Origin of the sequence: Coleofasciculus sp. FACHB-1120 (assembly GCF_014698845.1) — a bacterium.
In the GTDB taxonomy this organism is placed as follows: Bacteria; Cyanobacteriota; Cyanobacteriia; order Cyanobacteriales; family FACHB-T130; genus FACHB-T130.
Map to the genome: position 1 here is coordinate 160,578 of NZ_JACJTV010000006.1, position 22,848 is coordinate 183,425.

At 47.9% G+C, this 22,848-nt stretch carries 26 protein-coding genes and 1 tRNA gene; 15 read left to right on the plus strand and 12 right to left on the minus strand.

The genetic code is table 11. The features are described from left to right. Window positions 1-25 precede the first annotated feature (25 nt). From H6H02_RS08845 to H6H02_RS08860, 4 genes are all read right to left on the minus strand, one after another. Window positions 26-1,387 carry a serpin family protein gene (locus tag H6H02_RS08845; RefSeq protein WP_190816681.1) on the minus strand — a complete coding sequence of 454 codons (1,362 nt, stop codon included), beginning with the start codon at window positions 1,385-1,387 and terminating at the stop codon, window positions 26-28. A 183-nt stretch (window positions 1,388-1,570) separates the two neighbouring features. Beyond that, window positions 1,571-2,974, minus strand: a complete 1,404-nt coding sequence (locus tag H6H02_RS08850; protein WP_190816683.1) for an NAD(P)(+) transhydrogenase (Re/Si-specific) subunit beta — start codon at window positions 2,972-2,974, stop codon at window positions 1,571-1,573. Between the two features lie 114 nt (window positions 2,975-3,088). Beyond that, window positions 3,089-3,379, minus strand: coding sequence for an NAD(P) transhydrogenase subunit alpha (locus H6H02_RS08855; protein ID WP_190412730.1), 291 nt, complete (start codon window positions 3,377-3,379; stop codon window positions 3,089-3,091). Between the two features lie 133 nt (window positions 3,380-3,512). After that, window positions 3,513-4,658 carry a Re/Si-specific NAD(P)(+) transhydrogenase subunit alpha gene (locus H6H02_RS08860; RefSeq protein ID WP_190816685.1) on the minus strand — a complete coding sequence of 382 codons (1,146 nt, stop codon included), beginning with the start codon at window positions 4,656-4,658 and terminating at the stop codon, window positions 3,513-3,515. A 330-nt stretch (window positions 4,659-4,988) separates the two neighbouring features. On the opposite strand from H6H02_RS08860, the gene H6H02_RS08865 reads away from it, so the two are divergent. From H6H02_RS08865 to H6H02_RS08930, 14 genes are all read left to right on the plus strand, one after another. Then, on the plus strand, window positions 4,989-5,237 hold the full coding sequence (locus tag H6H02_RS08865) for a hypothetical protein (RefSeq protein ID WP_190816687.1): 249 nt from the start codon (window positions 4,989-4,991) through the stop codon (window positions 5,235-5,237). A 49-nt stretch (window positions 5,238-5,286) separates the two neighbouring features. After that, window positions 5,287-5,820: a DUF2808 domain-containing protein gene (locus H6H02_RS08870; protein ID WP_190816689.1), complete on the plus strand. Its 534-nt coding sequence runs from the start codon at window positions 5,287-5,289 to the stop codon at window positions 5,818-5,820. A 124-nt stretch (window positions 5,821-5,944) separates the two neighbouring features. Beyond that, a complete protein-coding gene (gene rpmH / locus H6H02_RS08875) occupies window positions 5,945-6,082 on the plus strand; it encodes a 50S ribosomal protein L34 (RefSeq protein ID WP_190412727.1) in 138 nt (45 codons plus the stop codon). Between the two features lie 84 nt (window positions 6,083-6,166). Further along, entirely contained in the window at window positions 6,167-6,565 is a 399-nt protein-coding gene (gene rnpA / locus H6H02_RS08880; protein WP_190816691.1) for a ribonuclease P protein component, read from the plus strand. Continuing rightward, window positions 6,537-6,932 (plus strand): PH domain-containing protein, encoded by a 396-nt coding sequence (locus H6H02_RS08885; RefSeq protein ID WP_190816693.1) that lies wholly within the window; start codon window positions 6,537-6,539, stop codon window positions 6,930-6,932. Before rnpA ends, H6H02_RS08885 begins: the two co-directional genes overlap by 29 nt. A 181-nt stretch (window positions 6,933-7,113) precedes the next feature. Continuing rightward, entirely contained in the window at window positions 7,114-8,271 is a 1,158-nt protein-coding gene (gene yidC, locus H6H02_RS08890) for a membrane protein insertase YidC (RefSeq protein WP_190816695.1), read from the plus strand. Between the two features lie 2 nt (window positions 8,272-8,273). After that, window positions 8,274-8,789, plus strand: coding sequence for a R3H domain-containing nucleic acid-binding protein (locus H6H02_RS08895; protein ID WP_190816697.1), 516 nt, complete (start codon window positions 8,274-8,276; stop codon window positions 8,787-8,789). An 83-nt stretch (window positions 8,790-8,872) separates the two neighbouring features. Further along, window positions 8,873-9,379 carry a YceD family protein gene (locus H6H02_RS08900; protein WP_190816699.1) on the plus strand — a complete coding sequence of 169 codons (507 nt, stop codon included), beginning with the start codon at window positions 8,873-8,875 and terminating at the stop codon, window positions 9,377-9,379. A gap of 319 nt (window positions 9,380-9,698) precedes the next feature. Continuing rightward, window positions 9,699-11,228, plus strand: a complete 1,530-nt coding sequence (locus H6H02_RS08905) for an AAA family ATPase (protein WP_190816701.1) — start codon at window positions 9,699-9,701, stop codon at window positions 11,226-11,228. Further along, window positions 11,225-11,704 carry an SH3 domain-containing protein gene (locus tag H6H02_RS08910; RefSeq protein WP_190816703.1) on the plus strand — a complete coding sequence of 160 codons (480 nt, stop codon included), beginning with the start codon at window positions 11,225-11,227 and terminating at the stop codon, window positions 11,702-11,704. The genes H6H02_RS08905 and H6H02_RS08910 overlap by 4 nt, the downstream gene beginning before the upstream one ends. A 212-nt stretch (window positions 11,705-11,916) precedes the next feature. Next, window positions 11,917-12,087, plus strand: a complete 171-nt coding sequence (locus tag H6H02_RS08915; RefSeq protein WP_190816705.1) for a hypothetical protein — start codon at window positions 11,917-11,919, stop codon at window positions 12,085-12,087. A gap of 188 nt (window positions 12,088-12,275) precedes the next feature. Further along, on the plus strand, window positions 12,276-13,151 hold the full coding sequence (locus H6H02_RS08920) for a peptidoglycan-binding protein (RefSeq protein WP_190816707.1): 876 nt from the start codon (window positions 12,276-12,278) through the stop codon (window positions 13,149-13,151). Window positions 13,152-13,213: 62 nt separating this feature from the next. After that, complete coding sequence (locus H6H02_RS08925; RefSeq protein WP_190816709.1) at window positions 13,214-14,428, plus strand: peptidoglycan-binding protein; 1,215 nt, start codon at window positions 13,214-13,216, stop codon at window positions 14,426-14,428. Window positions 14,429-14,515: 87 nt separating this feature from the next. After that, complete coding sequence (locus tag H6H02_RS08930) at window positions 14,516-15,883, plus strand: peptidoglycan-binding protein (RefSeq protein ID WP_190816711.1); 1,368 nt, start codon at window positions 14,516-14,518, stop codon at window positions 15,881-15,883. A gap of 80 nt (window positions 15,884-15,963) precedes the next feature. Here the strand turns inward: H6H02_RS08930 and H6H02_RS08935 are convergent, their stop codons facing one another. The 4 genes from H6H02_RS08935 to lipA form a co-directional block, all read right to left on the minus strand. Next, on the minus strand, window positions 15,964-16,419 hold the full coding sequence (locus tag H6H02_RS08935; RefSeq protein WP_190412715.1) for a transcriptional repressor: 456 nt from the start codon (window positions 16,417-16,419) through the stop codon (window positions 15,964-15,966). A 472-nt stretch (window positions 16,420-16,891) separates the two neighbouring features. Beyond that, window positions 16,892-18,169, minus strand: coding sequence for an RNA polymerase sigma factor SigC (gene sigC, locus H6H02_RS08940; protein ID WP_190816713.1), 1,278 nt, complete (start codon window positions 18,167-18,169; stop codon window positions 16,892-16,894). A gap of 386 nt (window positions 18,170-18,555) precedes the next feature. After that, window positions 18,556-19,539 (minus strand): NAD(P)H-dependent glycerol-3-phosphate dehydrogenase, encoded by a 984-nt coding sequence (locus H6H02_RS08945; protein WP_190816715.1) that lies wholly within the window; start codon window positions 19,537-19,539, stop codon window positions 18,556-18,558. Continuing rightward, window positions 19,532-20,416: a lipoyl synthase gene (lipA, locus tag H6H02_RS08950; RefSeq protein ID WP_190816717.1), complete on the minus strand. Its 885-nt coding sequence runs from the start codon at window positions 20,414-20,416 to the stop codon at window positions 19,532-19,534. The genes H6H02_RS08945 and lipA overlap by 8 nt, the downstream gene beginning before the upstream one ends. 137 nt (window positions 20,417-20,553) lie before the next feature. Between lipA and H6H02_RS08955 the strand changes: the two genes are divergently transcribed. Then, window positions 20,554-20,627, plus strand: a tRNA-Pro gene (locus H6H02_RS08955). 29 nt (window positions 20,628-20,656) lie between these two features. Here the strand turns inward: H6H02_RS08955 and H6H02_RS08960 are convergent. The 4 genes from H6H02_RS08960 to H6H02_RS08975 all read right to left on the minus strand — a co-directional run bounded on the left by H6H02_RS08960 (window position 20,657) and on the right by H6H02_RS08975 (window position 22,810). Next, window positions 20,657-20,899 (minus strand): hypothetical protein, encoded by a 243-nt coding sequence (locus tag H6H02_RS08960; protein WP_190816719.1) that lies wholly within the window; start codon window positions 20,897-20,899, stop codon window positions 20,657-20,659. Window positions 20,900-21,289: 390 nt separating this feature from the next. Next, the gene (locus H6H02_RS08965; RefSeq protein ID WP_190816721.1) at window positions 21,290-21,859 is read right to left on the minus strand and encodes a Uma2 family endonuclease; all 570 of its coding nucleotides are present in this window, start codon (window positions 21,857-21,859) and stop codon (window positions 21,290-21,292) included. Between the two features lie 97 nt (window positions 21,860-21,956). Then, on the minus strand, window positions 21,957-22,319 hold the full coding sequence (gene nirD, locus H6H02_RS08970) for a nitrite reductase small subunit NirD (RefSeq protein WP_190816723.1): 363 nt from the start codon (window positions 22,317-22,319) through the stop codon (window positions 21,957-21,959). Window positions 22,320-22,384: 65 nt separating this feature from the next. Beyond that, window positions 22,385-22,810, minus strand: coding sequence for a hypothetical protein (locus tag H6H02_RS08975; RefSeq protein WP_190816725.1), 426 nt, complete (start codon window positions 22,808-22,810; stop codon window positions 22,385-22,387). Window positions 22,811-22,848 lie beyond the last annotated feature (38 nt).

The following is a 22,848-nucleotide window of genomic DNA, read 5'->3' on the forward strand; positions in this document are numbered from 1 at the left end:
ATTTCCCACGCGATCGGCATCAACTTTACTTCCCAACTGCCGCTGTTGACTGTAGCGGATTCAACACACGACCAAGAAACAAAATGCTACCCGACCGCTTGTCCCGAATTAGGAACACAAATGGGCGATCGGCTCGAAACTTTTTATTGGTGCCCCTAGTCATCCCCACCGCTGTAGACGCCCCTGCCTCAGTACCCTCCTCATTCACCTCTACAAAGGCTTTGTGGATCACCTTGGAGATGAACAACCCTTTCTTGCCGGTCATCGCCGAGAAGTCAGCTTCAAGACTGAACGCATTGGGCATCCCCATATTTGCCAGCACCTTGCTGAGGTCAAACTCTGAAGTGAGGTTGAACTTCGGCAACCAAACTGAAACCATCTGCTCTTGCTTGAGGGACGATAGCCACCGTTCCAAGTTTTTCGGCGTCAGCTGCTGCTCCAGCTTCGCCAGCCCATCCACTTGCTTGGGCAAGAGAATCACCATCGATAATTCCTCGGATAGCTCCTCCCCTTGACCGTAGGGCAGCTCTAGCACTTGCAAGCTGCCGACATCTGCCCAGCCGTATTGATCCGTCTTGAACATCATCGGTACGCTAATCTGCTGCGTCGGAGTGACATAAAACGGCTCATTTTTGGTTTTTTCCCGATCGAACGGGCTGAACCAGGCACCTTTAAAGTAAATGGCATTTGTCAGCACCAGCTTTGTCTTGGGAGAGATCATCCCTGGTGCAATCAGGTCTTGAATCTTGTCTTCAGTTTTTTTGGCGACCCAGTTGTTGATTGTGCGACGAGCCTGTTCAGTCGCTCCGGCAAAGTCTACCTCCTGGAGTCCCCCGCCGTAATCGTTCTGAGTGGTTTTCAAGAAGGGATCGCGAAAGCCATAGCCCTTTTGACCCCATAGCCGATTCGCAACAGCAATTTGATATCCCCGCTGTTCGCTGGCGTTTAGCTCAGCCGTGAGGGCAGCAAAAGTCGGATGCAGGCGTTCTTGCTCTAAGGTGAAGTGGAGAACTTTCGCCATCTCGGTCGCCGTTTGTCCGCCCGCTCCAGCGTAGGTCATGGCGAGTGCCGTTGAAATGCTATAAGGAGAGAAAAATAGGTTCCCTTCTTGTTTCTGCAAACGGTTATAGAGATCGAGGGCGAAGGAGCTGTTGCCCTCCACCACGGTATCTAAGAGCGCGGAAATTTCCTCTGTTGGTTGTTTTGAACTGGAGGACGCGGTTTGGCTGGTGAAAATCGGCTTTGGAAGCGGAATCCTATGTGCTTTCTCTGAAAACGAGGTGTGATTCCTGAAAGACATCCCAGGTTCACGAGCCATAGCGGAACCAACCGAAGCGATCGCCAAACCTACTAAAGCGGCGGAAAAACCCGCGATGAATTGTCTCATGCTGCTTTCATGCAAAATCCCATAGCCGTGGTTTCTGAATGTAGCAGATGCCTCTGGTAAGCCCAGCCTAACCTATCTTTTATTCCAAAGAAAAGATAGCTTCAGGAGTATTAAACTCCTGAAGCAAACTGGTATCGTATCGAAATCAAAATTTTGAGTAATGAGATAAAACTCAAAATTTGTTTATAGCTGCTTCACTTCAGCAACCAGCTTCGCCACGACATCCCGCGCACTACCAAATAGCATCATCGTTTTGTCTTTGTAGAAAAGCTCGTTATCCACACCGGCAAAACCCGCACTCATCCCCCGTTTAATCACAATCGTGTGTTTTGCCTTATCGACTTCCAGAATCGGCATCCCGTAAATTGGGCTAGCAGAATCGTGACGAGCCGCTGGATTCACCACATCATTCGCCCCAATCACCAGCGCCACATCCGTCTGCTCTAACTGCGGATTGATATCATCCATATCGTATAGCTGCGGATAAGGCACATTCGCCTCCGCTAGCAATACGTTCATGTGTCCTGGCATCCGTCCCGCGACTGGGTGAATGGCGTATTTCACTTCAACGCCCAGTTTTTCTAGTCCGTCAGCCAATTCGCGGACAGCGTGTTGTGCTTGCGCCACCGCCATACCATAGCCGGGAACAATCACGACGGAACGTGCATAGCCCAACATCATCGCACCTTCTTCTGGATCGATGCTGTGGACATTTTTATCGCCTCCATCTGCACTACCAGCACCACCAGATGCCCCAGCTTTCCCGAAGGCACCGAACAGCACGCTGGCAAGGGAACGGTTCATCGCCTTACACATGATTTCGGTCAGGATTAAGCCTGAAGCGCCTACCAAGGCACCGGCAATAATCAACATATTGTTCATCACCACGAAGCCAGCCGCCGCTGCAGCGACCCCAGAAAGCGAGTTCAGCAGCGAAATCACGACGGGCATATCCCCGCCGCCAATCGGAATCACAAACAGCACGCCCAGAAGGAAGGAAATCCCTACCATTCCTAGGAATACAGGTAAGTTATCTGGTACGACGAGCAGATAGGCACTCGCGACGACAAAACTTCCCAAGAGGAGGGCATTGATGGGTTGCTGCAAGGGAAACGTGATCGGGGAACCACTAATAAGTCCCTGCAATTTGGCAAAAGCAACCATACTGCCAGTGAAGGTGACGCCGCCGATAAAGACGCTACTGATAATCGAGAGGTTGGCGTCAATGGGAATTGCTTGGTGCGCGTCCAAAAGCCGCCAAAATTCTCCTAGAGCGACGAGGGCAGAAGCTAAGCCTCCCAAACCGTTTAGTAGACCCACCATTTGAGGCATGGCAGTCATTTCTACTTTATAGGCTGCGATCGCACCCAACACTGAACCAATCAGCAAACCCAACAAAATCATTTCGTAGTTCAACACCTGCCTATCTAGCAGTGTTGCTACGATAGCCAGTAGCATCCCGACCGCTGCCCACTGATTGCCTGTGCGAGCTGTCGCTGGTGAACCCAGCTTCTTCAATCCCAGAATAAATAAACACGCTGCTACTAAATAAGTCAGCTGTATTCCACTCGGCAGATATTCCGTCATATCACTTGTTAGTCGGTAATGGGTAATTGGTGATTGGTAATCAGAAGAGTTTGAGGGTTCGGGTTTGAATTTTGAGTTGGAAACTTCTTCGATTCAAAATTCAAAACTTACCCCTTACCCGCTTACCTTTTTCTTAAACATTTGCAACATCCGATCCGTCACCAAGAAACCACCTACTACGTTGATGGTTGCCAGCACCACGGCAATCAAGCCCAAAATGACGCTGAGATTTGACTCGCGCGGTCCACAGACAATCAGCGCTCCAATTACGGCAATTCCGGAAATTGCATTTGCCCCGGACATGAGGGGAGTATGGAGTGTCGGCGGCACTTTGTTAATTACTTCAAATCCGATAAAAGACGCTAGAACAAATACAAACAAAGCACCAATTAAGGTTTCTGTCATTCAGCTCGCTACTCCTTCTTGATTCAGCGGTAAAGGTGGACAATGCCCACCGACAATATTCAAATTTGACACCTAATTTGATAGCAAACAAACCCGCTTCCAGAGAAGAAAGTGGGGTTCTTCCGCTGTTTTTCTAGGCGTTAATCGTTACCTGAGCCAAAGTATCCTGGACTCGTTGATTGAGAATCTCACCGTTATTAGTGACGCAGGTACTGCTAATAATGTCATCCTCAAAATTCAGGTGCAACGCCTTTTCTTTAATCAGGTATTGCACCAAAGTCAAAACATTCTTGGCATACATTTGACTGGCGTGAACCGGCATAGACGCAGGTAAATTCATCGGGCCAATAATCGTGACTCCGTTCCGCTGTACATCCTTGCCTGGTTCCGTGCAGGCGCAGTTTCCGCCTTGCTCAGCTGCCAAATCGACAATGACCGAACCTGGTTTCATCTGGGCTACCATTTCCTCAGTCACTAGGATGGGCGCTTTCCTGCCCGGAACCTGAGCCGTGGTAATGACGACATCGGCTTGCTTGACGTGCTCGGTGAGGACTTCTTGGGTGCGTTGCTTAGAGGCTTCAGAAACTTCTTTGGCGTAGCCACCCGCCGCTACAGTTTCTTCATTCAGCTGCACTTCGATAAATTTCGCCCCTAGGCTTTGCACCTCTTCCTTCACGGCAGGACGAATATCAAAGGCTTCTACGATGGCACCTAGGCGTCTAGCAGTAGCGATCGCTTGCAGTCCCGCTACCCCGGCACCCATAATAAATACTTTCGCTGGTGCAATTGTCCCGGCTGCTGTCGTCAGCATCGGGAAGAACTTTGGCACAGCCGCCGCTGCAATCAGTACCGCCTTGTATCCAGCCAGTCCCGCTTGAGAAGACAAAGCATCCATGCTCTGCGCTCGACTGGTGCGGGGGATCAACTCCATACTGAAGGCGGTGACTCTGCGCTCAGCTAAACGCTGGATGAGGTGTGGATTTCCCAGAGGATTTAGAAACCCAATCAACACGCCGCCTTCCTTTAGCTGATGAATTTCATGGTCTTTGGGCGGATTGACTTTTAATAGAACATCCGCTTCGCGCCACAAAGCACCTGTATCCGAGACAATCGTTGCACCGGCTGCTCTATAGGCGTCATCAAACAAAAATGCTTGCTCACCAGCACCCGCCTCTACCCACACTTCTAGACCCTGTTTTACAAGCTTGCCTACAGTGTCAGGCACCAGCGCCACACGCCGTTCACCAACTTCAACTTCCTTTGCAACCGCAATTCTCATGAACTCTCCCAATCAATTCTACGAAACCCTTCTGCATCCTATCGTTTTGCATCCTAGATGGATTTCTAAATTCCGATCCGTATCTTTAACTTTGTTTTATGAATTTAGAGTTCCATTCTTACGCACGTCCTAAGACGATATCACCTAGAACCCGTTTTCAAAGCTTTAACCGATGATAAAAAGCTTTCTCTTAAACCCTCTGGTGCCTACTATCTCTGGCGTCAATTCAGATTAATTGAAGGGTTTGTTTCCGGCTGATTTTTTCAAATTTATTATATAAACAACCAAAAAAATACATAATGGTATACATTAGTACATAAAAAAATCCTGTTGAGCGCGATCGCACTGATTCAGACGGCATTACATCAGATGGCACTGCTTCAGATCCCATTGAATCAGGCAACTAGTTTAAAATCATCTATCTTTAATAAGCCGGTCTGCTTCCATCACCCTAACCTGAGCGATCGCTCGACTCAAAAGCTCACCATGCTTGCATCTGGGGGCACTTTCTTCCGGCTTCCCGCGTCACGGGGGAGGATTCCTTGGGTGTGGCTACATACCCACTTGAGTCAAAAATAGTAAAGTTTAGTAACAAAGCCCACTCTCTACAGTTGAGGTACAAGAGCCTATGTTGTCAACAAAATCCTCTAAGCGACGCCTAATTTCTGCCCTAGCAGCGACGGGTTGCTTGCTAACGGGCTTTGCCAGTCTCACCCAAGCACAGAGTCTACCTGGTTTAACCATTTTTAGCGGTGTTGAACGACAAAATCAGCTGAGCTATCGGTTAGATTTTGGTGGTCAAGCGGATAACTGGGATCGCTACCGGCTCAAGATTCCTGGCAAAAAGATGGAATTAGGGGCAGCTCAGTTTGTCGTCACTTATCCGGATTACTATAAGGGCAAGTTTGACACGAAAAACGTTGAAGTTCGTGTCAAAGGGAAAAAGGTGCCCATCAAAGAGGTTGTCTGGGACAAAGAAAATTACAAGCTTCTGATTTATATGCAGGAGCCGGTAGCTGCCGGTAACAGCGTAGACTTAATCTTGTCTAACGTGAAAAACCCGCCTTTTGGTGGAACTTATTATTTCACGGGTGCGATTCTCACTCCTGGCGATGTACCGTTGCCCCGTTATCTCGGTACCTGGATTCTGAGTATTAATTAAGGCGCACTCCACGTCTGCTTCTGTGCCGCCAAGGGGCGCTTGCAAAAGGAGCGCAATGTGATGCTATGCTGGAGAATCGTGACTTTTTCTATAGCGGCGATTCCTAAATCTGGAGTAAAAACCGATGACTCAGCGCACTCTGGGCGGCACTAATCGTAAACAAAAAAGAACATCTGGTTTTCGGGCACGGATGCGTACCAAAAATGGTCAGGCTGTCATCAAAGCTCGGCGAAAAAAGGGACGTTATCGCCTTTCCGTTTAGAAACCAAAGAAGGATGAAGGATGAGGGATGAATTGATTTCGCCTTCAGCCTTCTTTTAAGCCACGTAGGAGGGCGGAGTTTCTAGTGGCATTATCCAGAGCGAATCGACTCCGGCACCGGCAAGATTTCACCGCTGTGTATCAGAGTGGTCTGCGTCGCAATGCCCCGCACTTTGCTTTAAGAGCGTTAAGGCAACCAAGCGGCGCTGGGGTCATGAAAACTGCTGAAGTGATGCCAACCCGCATCGGTATCTCCATCAGCCAAAAAGTCAGCAAGCGGGCAGTCATCCGGAACCGTATCAAGCGACGGATTCGGGCAGCGATTCGTCAGATGTTACCTCGCATTGCACCTGGCTGGCGATTGGTCATCGTTGTGCGACCCATAGCAGTGGAGTGCGATTATGGTCAAATTTTGCGAGAATTAGAGCAGTTGTTGGCAGAAGCAGAGGTACTCAATGGGCATCAAAGAGGAAACCTTCTATGAAGGCGGTCCCCACATAGGTGATTTGATTATTAATATCCTGCTGGGATTTACAGTCATCTGTATACCTCTGACCGTAGGAGCGATTGTGAGAGCGCTTTGGTTGCGCTACCGGATTACGACTCGCCGCATCTCGGTAACGGGTGGTTGGATGGGACGCGATCGCACCGACATTATCTACTCAGAAATTGTTAATGTCGTTAAGGTTCCCCGTGGGATCGGCCTCTGGGGCGATATGGTAGTCACTCTTAGAGATGGCAGCCGCCTAGAACTCAGAGCATTGCCTCAATTCCGGGAAATTTATGACTACATCAATGAGAAAGTGGCAGCCAGAACCGGCAATCCAGCGGGTGGTTCCGCAAGTCGATAAGATTGCCTCAAAAGCCAAGAAATTTTAGATGCTCAAATTGAATTATCAATTGCTTATCTAAAATTCCACAATGGCTGTGCCGTTGCTTTTGAGTGTTTTATTAACCCAAAAATCACAAACATTAGATAACTTAGATTAAGATTCTCCACAAGCTACTAGCGCCCCCTCTAACTCAGAACGAATGGACTTTGGTATCGGGTTTCTCTCCAATAACGTCATGCTGCCAATCCTGGATTTCTTCTACGGGATTGTGCCTAGCTATGGTCTCGCCATCGTGGCGCTGACACTGGTGATTCGCTTTGCTCTCTATCCCCTGAGTGCTGGCTCCATTCGCAATATGCGGCGGATGAAAGTTTCCCAACCGCTGATGAAAAAGCGACAAGAAGAAATTCAGAAGCTTTACAAGGACGATCCTGCAAAACAGCAGGAGGAAATGAGCAAGCTGTTTAAAGAATTCGGCAACCCCTTAGCTGGGTGCTTCCCTGTGTTGCTGCAAATGCCGATTCTCTTTGCATTGTTTGCCACCTTGCGAGGATCTCCGTTCTCAGATGTGAATTACACGGTCAATTTGCAAGTCTTTCCTCAAGAACAAATTGAACGGATTCAACCGCAAGCTTTCGTGACAGCGCCACAAAACATTTACTTTTCAGATGGCGTTCATGCCCCGATTGCGGCGCTGCTGCCAGGAGGAAACCGCCTGACGATTGGGGAAAAGGCTAAAATTGAATTTCAAACCGTAGAGGGCAAACCCCTTCGGGAACTCCTCGCCGATTACCCTGAAACCAAGCTGATTCCCCGCTGGAAGGTCACTAAAGGCGAAGAAAGGGTACAGGTGAATGAAGATGGCACCCTGGAAGCTCTTCAGCCTGGAGAAGTCACAGTGCAGGGGACAGTTCCAGGACTAGCGGCAGATAAAGGATTTCTCTTTATTGATGCCTTAGGTCGTGTGGGCGCTTTTGATGAAGACGGAACCATTCACTGGGATATTATCGGCATGGTGCTATTCTTTGGCATCAGTTTGTATCTCAACCAGGTTCTCTCGGGACAGAACGATTCCACCGATGCAAACGCGCAGCAAGCTACGGTCAACAAACTCACCCCAATTCTATTTTCTGGGATGTTTTTGTTCTTCCCACTGCCTGCTGGAGTGCTGATGTACATGGTCATTGCTAACATTTTCCAAACTGCTCAGACGTTTATTTTGTCGCGGGAACCCCTGCCAGAAAACCTTCAGAAAATGGTAGAAGTCCAAGAAAAAGAAACGAAAGCAAAGGAAGCAAAGGAAAGAGAAGCACTTCCCTTTGAACCGGGCCGTTCTAAGAAAAAGGCTTCGAGTTAGCTATGAGCGATCGCAGAATGCAGCGGGGTCAGCAGTGGCTAGAGCAACTCCTGCAACTAGCTCAATTTCCTACCGGGGTCAAAGAAACCGCAATCCAAACGATTCCACAAGGCAGTGACTCCTCCCAAGCAGAATTAGAAGCTTACTGGTTGACAATCGACGAAACCAAACTAACCTCCGCACAAATTCAAGCCTTGGTAGGTTCTGAAGGTGCGACTCTCGATGCCATCCAGTACCTTGCTAATGCCATTTTGAACTTGGGTCAAGAGCGGGAGGAGCAGACAGCTTACACCATTGAACTTGATGGCTATCGCGCTCGACGTCAAGCGGAACTCCAGGCACTTGCTGAGGATGCCGCGCAGCAAGTTCGCTCTTCTGGTCAAGAATTTGAATTAAAATCCTTGTCTTCAGCGGAGCGGCGTCAAGTTCATACTTTTTTCCAAGAGTGCGACGATTTAGAAACCTATAGTCGGGGTCAAGAACCAGACCGGCGTCTGGTTGTGCGATTAAAAAGTTAAGAGTTAAAAAAGGAAAATGAGAAATATTTTTTTTATTTTTTATTTTCCTTTTTTAATCGGGTTGGAAGGATGGCTGAAGCATTATGAACGCGATTTATATTCCTGGGCTTCTGAAAGCGCCAGAGCGCACAGAAGTCATTGAAATTGATGATTTTTTACCAGAACTGGAAACTTTGATGCCGGTTCGCGGAAAAATGAAAGTTTCCCATCAAGGAAATTACCTGGATGTCTCTGTTAAGGTAGAAACAATTGTCACTCTCACTTGCCATCGCTGCTTGCAACAATATAATCACCGGCTAGCCGTCAATACATCAGAAATGATTTGGTTAGATGAAGCGGCTGACCAACCAGATAGCGGGCCAGTAGAACGAGAAACCCCACTCGAAGATTTGTTAGAAATGCTGCCGCCGCAGGGTCATTTTCAGCCTGATGTTTGGCTGTACGAACAAATGTGTTTGGCAATACCTCCAAGGCAGCTTTGTGACAAAGACTGTTCGGGGATTCAACCAGCGAATATTGATGGCTCAGATAGTTTATCTGACCGGCGATGGGAAGCTCTGGAAGCGCTTAAAAAACAATTCCCTAAATAGTCCTAAATAGTTCAGGGTTCAGGGGGCAGAGGCAAGAATTAAGGCACGAAATTGACCCAGTGTACGGGTACAAGCATCGCCCTTTTTTATACCACCTTTTGTATATCTTCTATACCAACTGACCCCTAAAATGAAATGCTTTTTCTTGGTTTCTACAGGTAGCTAGCAACAAACAAGCAACAACAAGCAGCAATGACCGTAGGAGCGGGTTTAATGGGGAAAGGTTGTGGGTTGCCAAGATTTTTGTTCATGCCCCTACCAACTGACCTGGAGACGCAATAACCGCAAGTCTTCTACCAACGGACACCCTATAACAGCTATGAGCTTCAGTGAAGAGTTTGAACTGCTGCTACGCGCCCGATATCCATTAATTTATATTCCGACTCCCGAAGAGGAGCGAGTAGAAGTAGCGATCGCCCAGGTAGCTCAACGGTTGGGCGATCGCCCAGTCTATATCTGGGATTTTGTCGATGGCTACCAGGGAAATCCCAACGATGCCGGTTCGGGACGCCGCAATCCGGTTCAAGCATTGGAATTTGTGGAAAAAATGGCAGCAAATGCCCCAGGAATCTTTATTCTGCGGGATTTTTCCCGTTTCTTAGAAGATATATCAGTTTATCGCAAGCTGAGGAATCTGTCACGGCGTCTGAAATCCCAGCCGAAAAATATTGTCATCGTCGCGCCGCAAATTGCCATTCCCAGCGACTTGAGTGAAGTCCTAACGATTCTGGAGTTTCCATTACCAGCGCCAGCAGAGATCAAGACGGAAGTGGAACGCTTACTAGGTGCCACAGGTAAATCCCTCACCAGCAAAATTTTGGATGAATTGGTGCGTTCCTGCCAAGGTCTATCAATGGAGCGGATTCGGCGCGTCTTGGCACGTGCGATCGCAACCCACGGCGAACTACGCCCCGAAGACGTGGAACTGGTGCTAGAAGAAAAGCGTCAAACCATTCGCCAGACGCAAATATTAGAGTTTTATTCGAGTAGCGAGAGAATTTCGGATATTGGCGGCTTAGATAATCTAAAAGACTGGCTTTTGCGGCGCGGCGGTGCCTTTTCAGAACGAGCAAGGCAATATGGTCTACCTTATCCCAGAGGGTTACTCCTAGTAGGAATTCAAGGAACCGGAAAATCGCTGACAGCAAAAGCGATCGCCCATCACTGGCACTTACCTTTATTACGTTTAGATGTGGGGCGTCTTTTTGGAGGATTGGTGGGAGAATCGGAATCTCGCACCCGGCAAATGATTCAACTAGCAGAAGCTTTAGCTCCTTGCGTGCTGTGGATCGATGAAATTGACAAAGCTTTCTCTGGTATTGATGGCAAAAGCGATGCCGGAACTACCAGCCGCGTCTTCGGCACCTTTATTACTTGGCTGGCAGAAAAAACTTCACCCGTGTTCGTTGTGGCGACGGCTAACAATATTCAAGCTTTACCGCCGGAAATGCTTCGCAAAGGTAGATTTGATGAAATCTTTTTTGTTGGTTTGCCCGAACAAGAGGAACGTCGTGCCATTTTTGCGGTACACTTATCCAGGCTGCGACCTCACAATTTGAGTAGTTACGATCTCGATCGGGTCGCATACGAAACCCCCGATTTTTCTGGGGCAGAAATTGAGCAAACCTTGATAGAAGCGATGCACATTGGCTTTAGCCAGAATCGAGACTTCACCACCGATGATATTTTAGAAGCCGCCAGTCAGATTGTGCCCTTAGCTCGAACAGCCCAAGAGCAAATTCAATTTTTACAAGACTGGGCAGCCGCAGGTAAAGCCCGTATGGCATCAAGACACAGCCCATTGAGTAATCGCTTTCATCAGCTGCAACAACCGGAATCACAAGCATGAGTTGGTCGGGTTTAGCAAAATTTATAATTGGTTTCTTCTTAGCGATCGCCCTCCTAGTCGTGGCTGGTGGTGCCACTGCTTATTACGTCCTAACGAAACTCTCAACGCCACCGCCCAAGCCGGTTTATGCAAATGATAAAGCAGAGGTAAAAGCCAAGGCTTCTCCTGGCGCTATCAAGACAACATCGGCGTCTTCGGCTCAACCTAAACCGACACCGACGCCCAGCGCTGCTCCTGCTAAAGTGCTAGAACCCGGAGCCTACACCGCTCGCGTTACCTGGCGCGAAGGTTTAAGCTTACGAGAGGCACCAACTTTGGAAGCTAACCGCGTCGGTGGGGTCGGATACAACCAGCGGATCGTGGTTCTCAAAGAAAGCGATGATAAAAGATGGCAACAAATACGTCTGGAAGAGGGCGAACAACAGGGCTGGATCAAAGCCGGTAATATTGAGCGAGTTGATACAGCACAACAGTAATCGGCTTAATCTGACAGAGATTTGAGTGCGGGGGATTGTAGTACAGCATGGAAATCCTCCGTTTCTGTAACTCTGGGACGTGTTAAGAAAATTAGCTTAATTTAAATCTTAATTGCAATATTCCGGTAACTTTTCAACTGATTAAAGTCTGGTGGTAGGTTGGAAAACTGTAAGTCACAGCTATTTTTAACTTAACCTGCTGGATCGAAACAATGTTCAATAAAAACTCTCATCAAGATTTATTAGGATCTGCCGTGATCGCGGCATTGGGTGCTGGTATCGTTACTTCTTTTGCCATTAGCCAAGGTCAACATCCGCTTGTAGCTTTAGGAATTACTGGTGTAGCGGTGATAGTTGCCTTGATTTTTGATTCCAAGGGTTAGTTTCAGGGCTGCTAAATGTGCAGAGTTTCTTAAAAATCAAGATCGGAAATTATCTAGCTTCAAGCATTCTGTCTGTAGTTAGTAAACAAAAAACGTGAAAATAACGTAAAATAAGCCAAAATTAGCAGTTAAAACTTCGCTGAAAACTTAATGAGCGAATTAACTGCTAGAAGTTTTGCAGGACAATAATGGAGACGCTTGCCTATCTTTATGTAGCAGTCGCTTACGAGGAAACGACAGATCCTCTAACTTTTCCAGTTCTAGAGAAGTTAGAAATTTTTAAGGATCTCGACCGGCAAAAGCTTTCTAGCACAGCGACTAGCTATTTGCTATCACTAGCGCTAAATCTAGTTTTCCTCAGTTTGCTCCACAGTGCTAACGCAATACAGACAGAGGATAGGGGTGCTGAAGTGACGGCTTTGCAAACAAACTTGATGGCAGCTAACTACTATAAGGGACCGATCACTGGATACTACGGCAAGTTGACAGAGGCAGCAGTGAGGCGCTTCCAAGCAATCAGTGACTTAGACGCTGACGGCATTGCGGGTTCCGAGACCCTAGCCGCCTTAAAGCAATATCTGGAGAGCAAAACTAAGAAAAGTAAGAAGTCGCCCAAAACTCCGCAGACGAGTGCAATGACCGTTGGTAAGCGCGGGTTGCGACTGGGCGATCGCGGCCCAGAAGTCACCGAAGCTCAGGAAAGGCTGAAAGCGGCTGGTTTTGACCCAGGTTCGATTGATGGAAAATATGGTAGGAAAACTGAGCAAGCGGTGAAGCGCTTTCAAGTGGCGAGGGGTTTAAAGATTGACGGCATTATGGGTCGGGAAACCTGGTTTGCCGCCGGGTATCTTGCGACTTCAAATTCTCCTTACTCGGTGATTGTAATGGCTGAGACTACCGAGACGCTGCGCCAAGTGCGCCAGTATGTACCAAATGCTTATCAGGACTCTAGTAGCGATTCAAATATTCAGGCAGGAGCATTTGCCAATGAGTATGGGGCAGAACGCCAGTCACAAATGTTGCGATCGCAAGGATTGAATGCACGAGTGGTATATCGCCGATAGAGAGTGCGATTTGATGCAATCAATCGGCTAGACTGGCGTTAAAATCTATACTCTAAAAAGTAATGGAAACCCTTGCCTATCTTCATCTAGCCTTAGTCTACGAAACACCTGTACAAGAAGCCGGTGTTTCTCCGGTTGGGGAAAACCAGGAATTTCTAACCGGATTGAATTGGAAAAAGCTTTCTAGCCACGCAACGATTCACTTTCTATCGATTGCCGTTGCCTTAGCGATGCTAGGAATCGCTTCTCAGGCGTTAGCACAGAGAACGCTGAAACAAGGCGATCGCGGTTCTGAGGTACGCGCACTACAACAGCGGTTACAGGCGCGAGGCTTTAGTGTACCTGCTACTGGAAATTTTGGCTCGAAAACTAGAAATGCGGTGATTCGATTCCAGCAAGCCAATCGGCTCACACCAGATGGGATTGTCGGTCGAGGAACCAGGGCAGAATTATTTAATCAAGTTAGACCGACTATAAGCCAAACCTTCAACAATGACCCATTTACGCTGCCACCTCCGGACAGGATTCTCGACTCTGTTCCGGACAACCCTACACTGTCTGCTCCCAACATCCCTACACTGAGGGCAGAAAATATCTATCCAGAAGATAACTATTCAGAAGATACTTATGCAGACATCAGGCTTGTCCAACAACAGTTAGTGAGGGCAGGTTTCAACCCCGGTTCTATTGATGGAGCCTTTGGCCCAAAAACGGCGCGAGCTCTCAGAGAATTCCAGGGAAGTGTAGGTTTATACCCTAGCGGGACGATTACTTCAGAAACGCTGCGCGCACTAGAGGACGACATTGCCGGTCGTCCAAGTCAACAACTGAGCGACTACAGCAACTGGAACGCCCGGAGTCGGAGAAGTCTCCAACCCGGCGATCGCGGTTCCGAAGTCGAGGATCTCCAACGACGATTGAGCGACCAAGGCTTCAACCCTGGTGGCATTGATGGGATTTATGGTTCCAATACCCAGCGAGCTGTCAGGCGGTTCCAGCAGGCTCGGCGTTTATACCCGGATGGCATTGCAGATGCACGAACCTTAGGGGAATTAGGAATTAATTTTGCTGAGAATCGCTACGTGGTAGTCGTACCTGGGAATAACCAAACGTTGAATAAAGTCCTCCGCTATGTACCCAATGCGGATCTCGGACCGAAATCGAAACGAGGTTCCTATGTAAATGCAGGGGCTTTTTCTACTCGACATCTTGCGGAAAGCCGCTCCGAGTTACTGCGATCGCGCGGACTAGATGCACGAGTGGTATATCGCCCCTAGGCACTGGTATGGTATAGCTAGTTGATGAAATTGACCTTCTTAAATTGACCCTCTTAAACTGTCTATCAAGAGTTTGCCAGTAAAATTATGGAAACCCTTGCCTATCTGCATCTTGCCCTGATCTACGAAGCATCTACAAACAGCGAGTTTCCTCTAATCTGGAATAGCCAAAAAATTTTTGAAGGACTAAACCGCCAAAAGCTTTCTAGTCGAGCGAGTTTCTATTTACTATCGCTTTTTGTCTCCCTGAGCGTCTTGGGAATGTCTCAAGCTTTCGCAATGCTTGAGCCAGGAAACACCGGCTCGGAGGTAGCCACTCTCCAGCAGCGCTTGCAGCAGCTAGGCTATTTCAAAGCAGGTATCACAGGCAATTTTGGTCCAATTACGACGCAAGCTGTGATCCAATTCCAGAAAGCGAATGGGTTGGAACCGGATGGCATTGTGGGACCGCAAACCGAAGCCGCCTTACAGAAAAAGCGAGGTAGGCCAAACCAGGCACAGGTCAGCCAAGTTCGGCAGGTCAGACAGGTCAACCAACGTTTCCAGTCTTTTAGACAACGTCCACAGCGGGTTAGCAAGGCTTCTCAGGTCAGCCAACGTCCCAGGAGTGGAGTCCTACAGGAAGGAGACAGGGGCCCGGAGGTAGTAGCCCTCCAGCAACGGTTGCAAAAACAGGGCTATTTTCAGGCAAAAATCACTGGTTATTATGGTCCGCTCACGAAAGCAGCCGTCAACCGATTTCAGCAAGCGGCGGGAATGCCAGTGGATGGCATTGTCGGTTCGGATACCCAGGCAGCTTTGCTGGGTGTGGGAGGCACAGAGGATCGGACTCCGCCTAAAAATATCGCTTCTAGTGGACAGATCCTACAGTTAGGCAGTAACAACCGGGAGGTGGTAGAACTCCAGCGACGGTTGCGGAAACTGGGAATTTTGCAAGGTGCCATGACTGGCTACTTCGATCAAGACACCAAAGACGCTGTGATTCAGTTTCAGCAAGCCCAAGGTTTAACAGCTGATGGAATCGCTAGACCCAATACTATATTGGCTCTGAAAAATACAAGCGATCGCTTTAATACAGCTTCGAGTCGACAGATCCTACAGTTAGGCAGTAATAACCGGGAGGTGGTAGAACTCCAGCGACGGTTGCGGCAGCTGGGAATTTTGCAAGGTGCCATGACTGGCTACTTCGATCAAGACACCAAAGACGCCGTAATTCAGTTTCAGCAAGCCCAAGGTTTAACGGCTGATGGAATTGCTAGACCCAATACTATATTGGCTCTGAAAAATACAAGCGATCGCTTTAATGTAGTGTCCTTACAAAAGCGTCTGAAAGAAAACGGCTTTTATCGCGGTCCGTTAAATGGAATTTTTGAGGCACAAACTAAAGCAGCAGTCGAAGCTGCCCAGCGTGCTTATGGTCTTAGTGCTGATGACATCGTGAAGGGGCGTTTTTAACCAAAGCGATTAGCTAATTGTTAGCTAATCGCTCTAGTGGCAAGTGATACATCTCGCCCTACCCCTACTTGATTCATTTTTTAAATGGGTAGTAACGCCCGCTGGCAAGTCGGACAGATGGCGTGAATCGTCATCTGACAGTCAAGCAGGTGGTACCCTTCTTTTCTGGCTGTTCTGGTGCCGGTTTTTAAAATCGAGTCATTTTTGAATTCAATCGTCTTGTTACACCGAACACAGATCAAATGGTGATGGTGATGAGGATAAGGTTGATTGAGTTCGTAATGCTTATGTCCTTCTGCCAGTTCCAGTTCGCGCAAAATGCCCAGCCGAGCCATTAACTTTAAGGTTCGGTAAATGGTGGATAAGCTTATGTCCTCACCTTCACTGTGCAACAACTCGTGGAGGTCTTCAGCACTAAGATGCTGACCTCTGGGAAGATGTTGAAAGACATTCAGGATCGTTTCCCGTTGGGGAGTTAAACGCCAGCCCCGTTCGTTCAGTTCAGCCTTGAGTGAGGTTGCTGTGTAGAAAGACATGTTGACCTTCTCAAGAAAGTAGCCCTATTGAGAAGAATAGCGAATTCCTAGGATATTTGCAACAATCGAGGCTTATTGAGAATCTTATTTAATAAGAAACCAGGCTAGGAGATAGGGAAAGTAAAAGGAAAAAGGAAACAAGAAAAGTAAAGAATTATATCTTTTGCTTTTTTCTTTTTTCTTTTTGACCAACGTTGTGCTTTTCAGTTGTTAGTTGTAGGATCTCGTTTGATAGGTTGTCTTTGCTGGGTGAAGTATTTACCGCTTTTTACTACCATAGCGGCGCTGCCATCGCCGGGGTTTGTCGGCTCTGTTGCAAGTAATTAGAGAAACGGGATTAGAACATTTCTCTGTTGCAAGAATAAGACGTTGCAAGACTAAAAGTATATTTGAAATCTCAAAACCCCCCTTAAAAAAGGGGGGTTTTGAAAAATGAGTCTTGAGCAGTTGTGAAAATGGGAGAACTCCCTCTTTAGCCCAAGGACTCCAGATAGTCGCGCACACGGTTGCGACGCTTGGGTTGGCGCAACTTTTGTAAGGCTTTGGCTTCAATTTGACGAACTCGTTCTCTAGACAAATCTAGAGCGCGACCAATTTCTGCCAAGGAATAAGGATGACCATCTCCTAAGCCAAACCGCATCCGAATCACATCTCGCTCACGGCTGGTGAGATCGGCAAGCAACTGCTGCAAATCTCGGTGTAAAGCTTCTCGCATCAACACTTCTTCGGGAGATATGCTGTCTGTTTCCAGCAAGTCGCCTAGTTCCGTGTCTTTCTCTTTTCCTACCTTAATTTCTAAGGAGACAGAGCGAGGAACCCGGAGTAAAACTTCCCGTACCTGCTCCGGTGTCATTTCTAACTCAATGCCGATATCCTCAATACTTGCCGTGCGACCTTTTTCTTGAGAAATTTTGCGCTGAGCTTTCTTAATTTTGTTGAGCTTTTCAGTGATGTGAACTGGCAGGCGGATGGTGCGACTTTGAGTTGCGATCGCTCTGGTAATTCCTTGGCGAATCCACCAGTAAGCATAGGTGCTAAACCGATAACCTTTGGTCGGATCGAACTTCTCAACCGCCCGTTCTAGTCCGAGGGTTCCTTCCTGGACTAAATCCAACAATTCCAGTCCGCGATTTTGATACTTCTTCGCCACAGAAACTACGAGGCGCAGGTTGGCCTTGATCATGTGTTCTTTGGCGTGAATGCCAGTTGCCTGAATCCGCTCTAGCTCTTCAACTGCCAGACCTGCGACTTCTGCCCAGCGACGCTTCCCGGCAGCCAATGTGGGCTTCAGGTTGCTCAGCTCAATACCCGCTTCCGTCGCCCAGCGTTCCAAAGAAGGACGGTGCCCTAGCTGAGATGCTAAACGATCGTGTACTTCAATCAGATGCACGTAGGGCTGAATCACCGGATCTGCCTGATTGGCAGTATTATTTCTCAGCTCCAGCAACCGCATATGACGCTGGACTTTTTGAGCTTCCGAGACTTCCTCATCTCGCCCCAGCAACCGAACCCGACCAATTTCCTGAAGATATAACCGAACCAGATCGGTAGTACGACGGCTGGCAGTTGCCCGTAGAGATGCCTCGCTAAGTCGCCCGTACTCTGTATCTAGACCTTCCATTTCAGGGCTATCAAGATCGTCAACCGGGGGGCGAATATCGTCGTTCAACACGGCAGACCCAAAGTTGTCGTCTGGCAACTCGGAGTCAAATTCTGTCTCTGTATCTGCATAAAAAGGAGTGGCTGGCATAGGGATCTCTCAATTGCGTCCGGAATAATCTTTCAGTTAATCACTTCACTACTTATTGCTAGAATTCCCACCCCCTAGGACAAAACAGCGAATGCTGACCTTTCTGTTACTTTCTGTTACATCTATCTGCATAAAACTTGCTGAATTCATCGCTATCGATGGGTATGCAGGCAGGGACAATGTGACCTTCAGAAAAACCTGTCTCTAGTAGGATTCAGATTTCTATCTTTGGGTAGTATAGGCAGCGCTCAATTCTAGAGTAGTGATTTGGGTCAAAGGTCAAATTAATCTACATCACAGCTCGAAGGATTTCCTGAAAAATCCCTAAGGTTAAGAAAGAATATTGGCTCTGAGAGTTCCCTATAGATGTTTTTAGGGGCGAAAACTTAGGTATATTCGGGTTTGCTGTCTCTTAGCATGAGGGCTTCAACCGCTGAAATTGGGGTGACTTCCCCTTGAAGCAAGCGGTAGACTTGGTAAGAAATCGGAACTGAAATTTCTTCTCGATCCGCTCGTTGAATGAGTACAGAGGCGGTGTTGACGCCTTCAGCGGTTCCTTCTAGCTCAGTTAAAACTTCCGAAAGCGTCTTGCCTTGAGCCAACTTGTAACCAACCTGATAATTGCGGCTGAGGCTGCTGTTGCAGGTGGCGAGTAAGTCACCAAGCCCTGACAATCCATAAAACGTTTCGGGTTGCGCCCCCCAGCAGTTGCCGATACGGATGATTTCAGTTAAGCCACGGGTTAATAAAGCGGCTTTGGCATTGGTTCCCAGTTGCAAACCATCACAAGTACCAGCAGCGATCGCCATCACGTTCTTTAGCGTTCCGCCAAGTTCCACTCCCAAAGGGTCAGCATTGGTATAAACCCGAAAACTGGGAGAAGAAAACACCGCTTGTACCGACGAGGCAGCCGCAGCATCCCGGCTGGCTACCACCGTAGCGGCTGGCAATCCTTGTTGAATTTCTTTAGCAAGATTTGGCCCCGATAAAACCACCACTGGGCGAGTCGGAAATGCCGCCTGCCAAATCTGCGAAGGGGTGCAGGTGGTGGCAGGATCTAACCCTTTGGTAGCGGTGACGAAAATTGGCTGAGAAGAGACCGCTTTTTTTACATTCGCCGCTACCTCGCTGACACCTTTCATCGAGATAGCTGATAAAACAATTTCAGCATCTTCTAGAACCGCCTCTAAGCTCATCGAAGAGTGACGCGACCACACGCGGACGTGATGACCGTCCTGGGATGCGAGAGAGGCAAGGGTGGTACCCCAAGCACCCGATCCAAGAATTGCTATCGTGAGTTTTGAGTTTTGACCTTTCGCTTCCCGCAAGGGGACGGTTTTGATTGAGTTAGAGGAATTCTGGTCACTCATAACTCTTGAATCGAGGATAGCGTTCCATCAATTCCCGCACCTGTTCGGCATGATATGAACTCCGAGTCAGGGGAGAGGAGACGATTTGGAGAAATCCCAGCGACTCGCCGCACTCTCTCCAAGCATCAAACTGAGCAGGTGTGACAAAGCTATCGACTTTCAAATGCTTTTGGGAGGGTTGGAGATATTGCCCAATCGTCAAAATATCGCAATCGACATCTCGTAAATCTTGCATTACTTGCCGAATTTCGGCGTCAGTTTCTCCCAGTCCTACCATCAAACCAGATTTTGTGTAGACCCAAGGGGCTAACTCGCGGGTTCGGTGTAGTAGTTCGAGCGATCGCTGATAATTTCCTTGAGGACGCACCCGCCGGTAAAGACTGGGAACCGTTTCTGTATTGTGGTTTAGCACTTCTGGGGCTGCTTGGAGGATCGTTTCGAGTGCCCCCCAGTTGCCGCACAAGTCAGGAATCAATACCTCAATTGTCGTCTTCGGTGAGGTGGCGCGAACTGCTTGAATGCAGCGGACAAACTGAGACGCACCACCATCCGGCAAATCATCCCGGTTCACGGAGGTAATCACGACATGATTGAGTCGGAGTCGCCTAACTGCCTCCGCCAAGTTTTCTGGTTCTGTAGGGTCAAGCGCTTTGGGCTTTTTCTCAAAGTCGATATCGCAATAGGGGCAAGCCCGAGTGCAGGCTGGTCCCATAATTAAAAATGTCGCTGTACCGGCTTGGAAACACTCGCCGATGTTGGGGCAAGAGGCTTCCTCACAAACGGTATTCAGCGCCAAATCCCGCAAAATTTCTTTAACACTACCGACCCGCTCCCACTGAGGCGCTTTGACGCGCAACCAATCTGGTTTAACAGCCACAACCCACTCTTTTTACTCTCAGTCATACAGAGTTTATCGTAACAAGCAACGGACTCGGTGAATTAATTTCTGGTGGCGTAGGTTGGTGATTTGGGATTTGGCGTGATATCGTGGATCTAGTTTGTCATTTATGACAACGGGATGTGGCGCAGCTTGGTAGCGCACTTCGTTCGGGACGAAGGGGCCGCTGGTTCGAATCCAGTCATCCCGATTTTAATTTTTTGAATGACACTTGCGATGTCACCCTGAGGTGCGTCCAATAATTCTCATTTGGCGATCGACAACGTTACCCCTAGACTCCTCAACAGAGGTATCGGGAACAGGTTCATCAACGTTGTCATAATCATGAGTTGCGTCATTCAGATCCGATTCCTCAGAATAATCGGCGCGTGCGGTATCGGGGCCAGCATCAGGGGTGAGAAACCCACTGCCAGTGTTATCAGCGCCAACGGCATCAACGTGCTTCGGTTGATTTGAAAACATTGTTTTTCCTCTAGCTATTAAGGCACAAATGAGATTTCATAACTACAGATTTTTTCTGTCAGGTATGCCATAAGTGTTGAAATTTTATTGCCGCTATACATCAGCCTGAAGGCTTAGACTCAGTTGAGAGCAATCGCACTTTGCCGATGGAGTGAGATGGGGTGCGATCGCATCTTTACCCCGTTGTCAGTCAGTAATTTTGCTATGGCTAGATGTGATTTTTTAGGCGTAGACGGGAACACTAAATGAGGGAAGCGATCGCGCCTTTAGCGTTGCGCTTCACTCCACTCAGAATGGAAAATAATAACTTATTAGACTTTTAAGACTTTTAAAAAACTCTCTAAAAGTAAAGACAGTTAGTGGCGATCACATCCTCTGCTAGCCCCTTTACTACACAAAAAACCGAGACACAGGACAGGTAAAATCTGGCAACAGAGGAGAATTAATTTCATCATTAGTTCGCAGCGTTGCAACTAATCTCAGCGTGGCATTTTCGCGGCGGTAGACTTCAACTTGTTGCAAGCGCCAATCAGCAATCCAATACTCTTGGACTCCCCGCGATGCGTAAAGCTTGAGTTTAGCTTCTCTATCTCGGCGTTCATTCTCCACACCAGGTGATAACACCTCCACCACTAATTCTGGTGCGCCAGTCAGATGTCCCGCCTCGTCTAGCAACACAGCTAGTCTTTCGTTGCTAGCCCATACCACATCTGGTATGACGTTATCTGATTCGCTGAATAGCACGCCCGGAGTGATGCTTGCTTGCCCTAAACCACTAAACACAGACCAAGCATCAACTTCTCGACAGATGTTGAAGCAGGTGCGTTGATGCTTCCAGTGAGGCGCTCTGGTCATAAACAACTCTCCATCAATAATCTCATAGCGTGTGCCTTCGTTTTCAGGTAAGAGGTTTATGTCTGTGGTAGTCCAACGCACTCCATTAGTTATCGTAGGCTGCATAGGAGAACTCCTTTTCATTAGCTGTATATATAGTATCCCTATTAAAAAACCCGGTTTCTCTCCTGAAACCGGGTTCTTTGATGAAATGTAGCAGGAGTTATTCGCTAATAGCTACCTGCACTTTATCTTCCACCACTCTTACAGGAAAAGTAGGAACGCTTACGGTTTCGTCGTCTAAACATTCTCCGGTAAGCAAGTTAAAATTTTGCTTGTAGATGGGGGATGCAACTTTGGGAATGCCATTGCGATCGCCTACAATTCCCCGCGACAAGACAAACGCTTTGCTAAAAGGATCGTAATTGCCTAAAGCAAATACATCAGTTTCTTGTCCCACGCGGAAAATCGCCACCTGTTTATCTTCAACTAAAGCACAAACTCCTGTGTTAGGAGCGATCGCTGACAGTGGACAGATATCAACCCATGTAGCAATTGTCTGACGAATCGGTAATGCTTGAACCATTTTATTTTCCTATTGATTAAGGGTATGACTGTAGCAAAAGCTAGAAAAATTCACCACGGTGCAGTTCAAACTAACTCAATCACTCGATATTTTGTTATTTGAACCGTACTGCATAGCTCGCTTAGTGCAGGTTCCAAATACAGCACGGCTGCAATGTTCTTTCTGCCGGATTCCTGCTGCTTACGCTTAATTTCCTCCAGCTCTACACAATGTTTCTTGACACGAAACATTCCCATGTACTTCCACCTAGCTCGATGTAGTTTGAGAAACACTGGAATAGCGCCTCCTTGTTGGCAGAGCATCTGAGCTTTCTGTTTCACTTTCGGTGAATCTTCTACCAAAACTTCATCAGGAGCTTTTGAGTCTAGAGCAGGTTTAAAACATCCACACACAATCTTTCCCGCACGCTGAGGAAGATAAGTTTGGAGTTCTCCACCAAATGCAGAATGGATTTGATAGCGGGTGTAGGTTTTTCCTACTTCAAATAACATCAGCTTTTTTTGAACTGTAGGTAATGCACCAGAGCAGA

Bases quoted from the DNA above. Each gene is read 5' to 3' on its own strand.
- H6H02_RS08845 (WP_190816681.1), bottom strand. From the start codon at position 1,387: ATGAGACAATTCATCGCGGGTTTTTCCGCCGCTTTAGTAGGTTTGGCG.
- H6H02_RS08850 (WP_190816683.1), bottom strand. From the start codon at position 2,974: ATGACGGAATATCTGCCGAGTGGAATACAGCTGACTTATTTAGTAGCA.
- H6H02_RS08855 (WP_190412730.1), bottom strand. From the start codon at position 3,379: ATGACAGAAACCTTAATTGGTGCTTTGTTTGTATTTGTTCTAGCGTCT.
- H6H02_RS08860 (WP_190816685.1), bottom strand. From the start codon at position 4,658: ATGAGAATTGCGGTTGCAAAGGAAGTTGAAGTTGGTGAACGGCGTGTG.
- H6H02_RS08870 (WP_190816689.1), top strand. From the start codon at position 5,287: ATGTTGTCAACAAAATCCTCTAAGCGACGCCTAATTTCTGCCCTAGCA.
- rpmH (WP_190412727.1), top strand. From the start codon at position 5,945: ATGACTCAGCGCACTCTGGGCGGCACTAATCGTAAACAAAAAAGAACA.
- H6H02_RS08885 (WP_190816693.1), top strand. From the start codon at position 6,537: ATGGGCATCAAAGAGGAAACCTTCTATGAAGGCGGTCCCCACATAGGT.
- yidC (WP_190816695.1), top strand. From the start codon at position 7,114: ATGGACTTTGGTATCGGGTTTCTCTCCAATAACGTCATGCTGCCAATC.
- H6H02_RS08895 (WP_190816697.1), top strand. From the start codon at position 8,274: ATGAGCGATCGCAGAATGCAGCGGGGTCAGCAGTGGCTAGAGCAACTC.
- H6H02_RS08900 (WP_190816699.1), top strand. From the start codon at position 8,873: ATGAACGCGATTTATATTCCTGGGCTTCTGAAAGCGCCAGAGCGCACA.
- H6H02_RS08905 (WP_190816701.1), top strand. From the start codon at position 9,699: ATGAGCTTCAGTGAAGAGTTTGAACTGCTGCTACGCGCCCGATATCCA.
- H6H02_RS08910 (WP_190816703.1), top strand. From the start codon at position 11,225: ATGAGTTGGTCGGGTTTAGCAAAATTTATAATTGGTTTCTTCTTAGCG.
- H6H02_RS08915 (WP_190816705.1), top strand. From the start codon at position 11,917: ATGTTCAATAAAAACTCTCATCAAGATTTATTAGGATCTGCCGTGATC.
- H6H02_RS08920 (WP_190816707.1), top strand. From the start codon at position 12,276: ATGGAGACGCTTGCCTATCTTTATGTAGCAGTCGCTTACGAGGAAACG.
- H6H02_RS08925 (WP_190816709.1), top strand. From the start codon at position 13,214: ATGGAAACCCTTGCCTATCTTCATCTAGCCTTAGTCTACGAAACACCT.
- H6H02_RS08930 (WP_190816711.1), top strand. From the start codon at position 14,516: ATGGAAACCCTTGCCTATCTGCATCTTGCCCTGATCTACGAAGCATCT.
- H6H02_RS08935 (WP_190412715.1), bottom strand. From the start codon at position 16,419: ATGTCTTTCTACACAGCAACCTCACTCAAGGCTGAACTGAACGAACGG.
- sigC (WP_190816713.1), bottom strand. From the start codon at position 18,169: ATGCCAGCCACTCCTTTTTATGCAGATACAGAGACAGAATTTGACTCC.
- H6H02_RS08945 (WP_190816715.1), bottom strand. From the start codon at position 19,539: ATGAGTGACCAGAATTCCTCTAACTCAATCAAAACCGTCCCCTTGCGG.
- H6H02_RS08960 (WP_190816719.1), bottom strand. From the start codon at position 20,899: ATGTTTTCAAATCAACCGAAGCACGTTGATGCCGTTGGCGCTGATAAC.
- H6H02_RS08965 (WP_190816721.1), bottom strand. From the start codon at position 21,859: ATGCAGCCTACGATAACTAATGGAGTGCGTTGGACTACCACAGACATA.
- nirD (WP_190816723.1), bottom strand. From the start codon at position 22,319: ATGGTTCAAGCATTACCGATTCGTCAGACAATTGCTACATGGGTTGAT.
- H6H02_RS08975 (WP_190816725.1), bottom strand. From the start codon at position 22,810: ATGTTATTTGAAGTAGGAAAAACCTACACCCGCTATCAAATCCATTCT.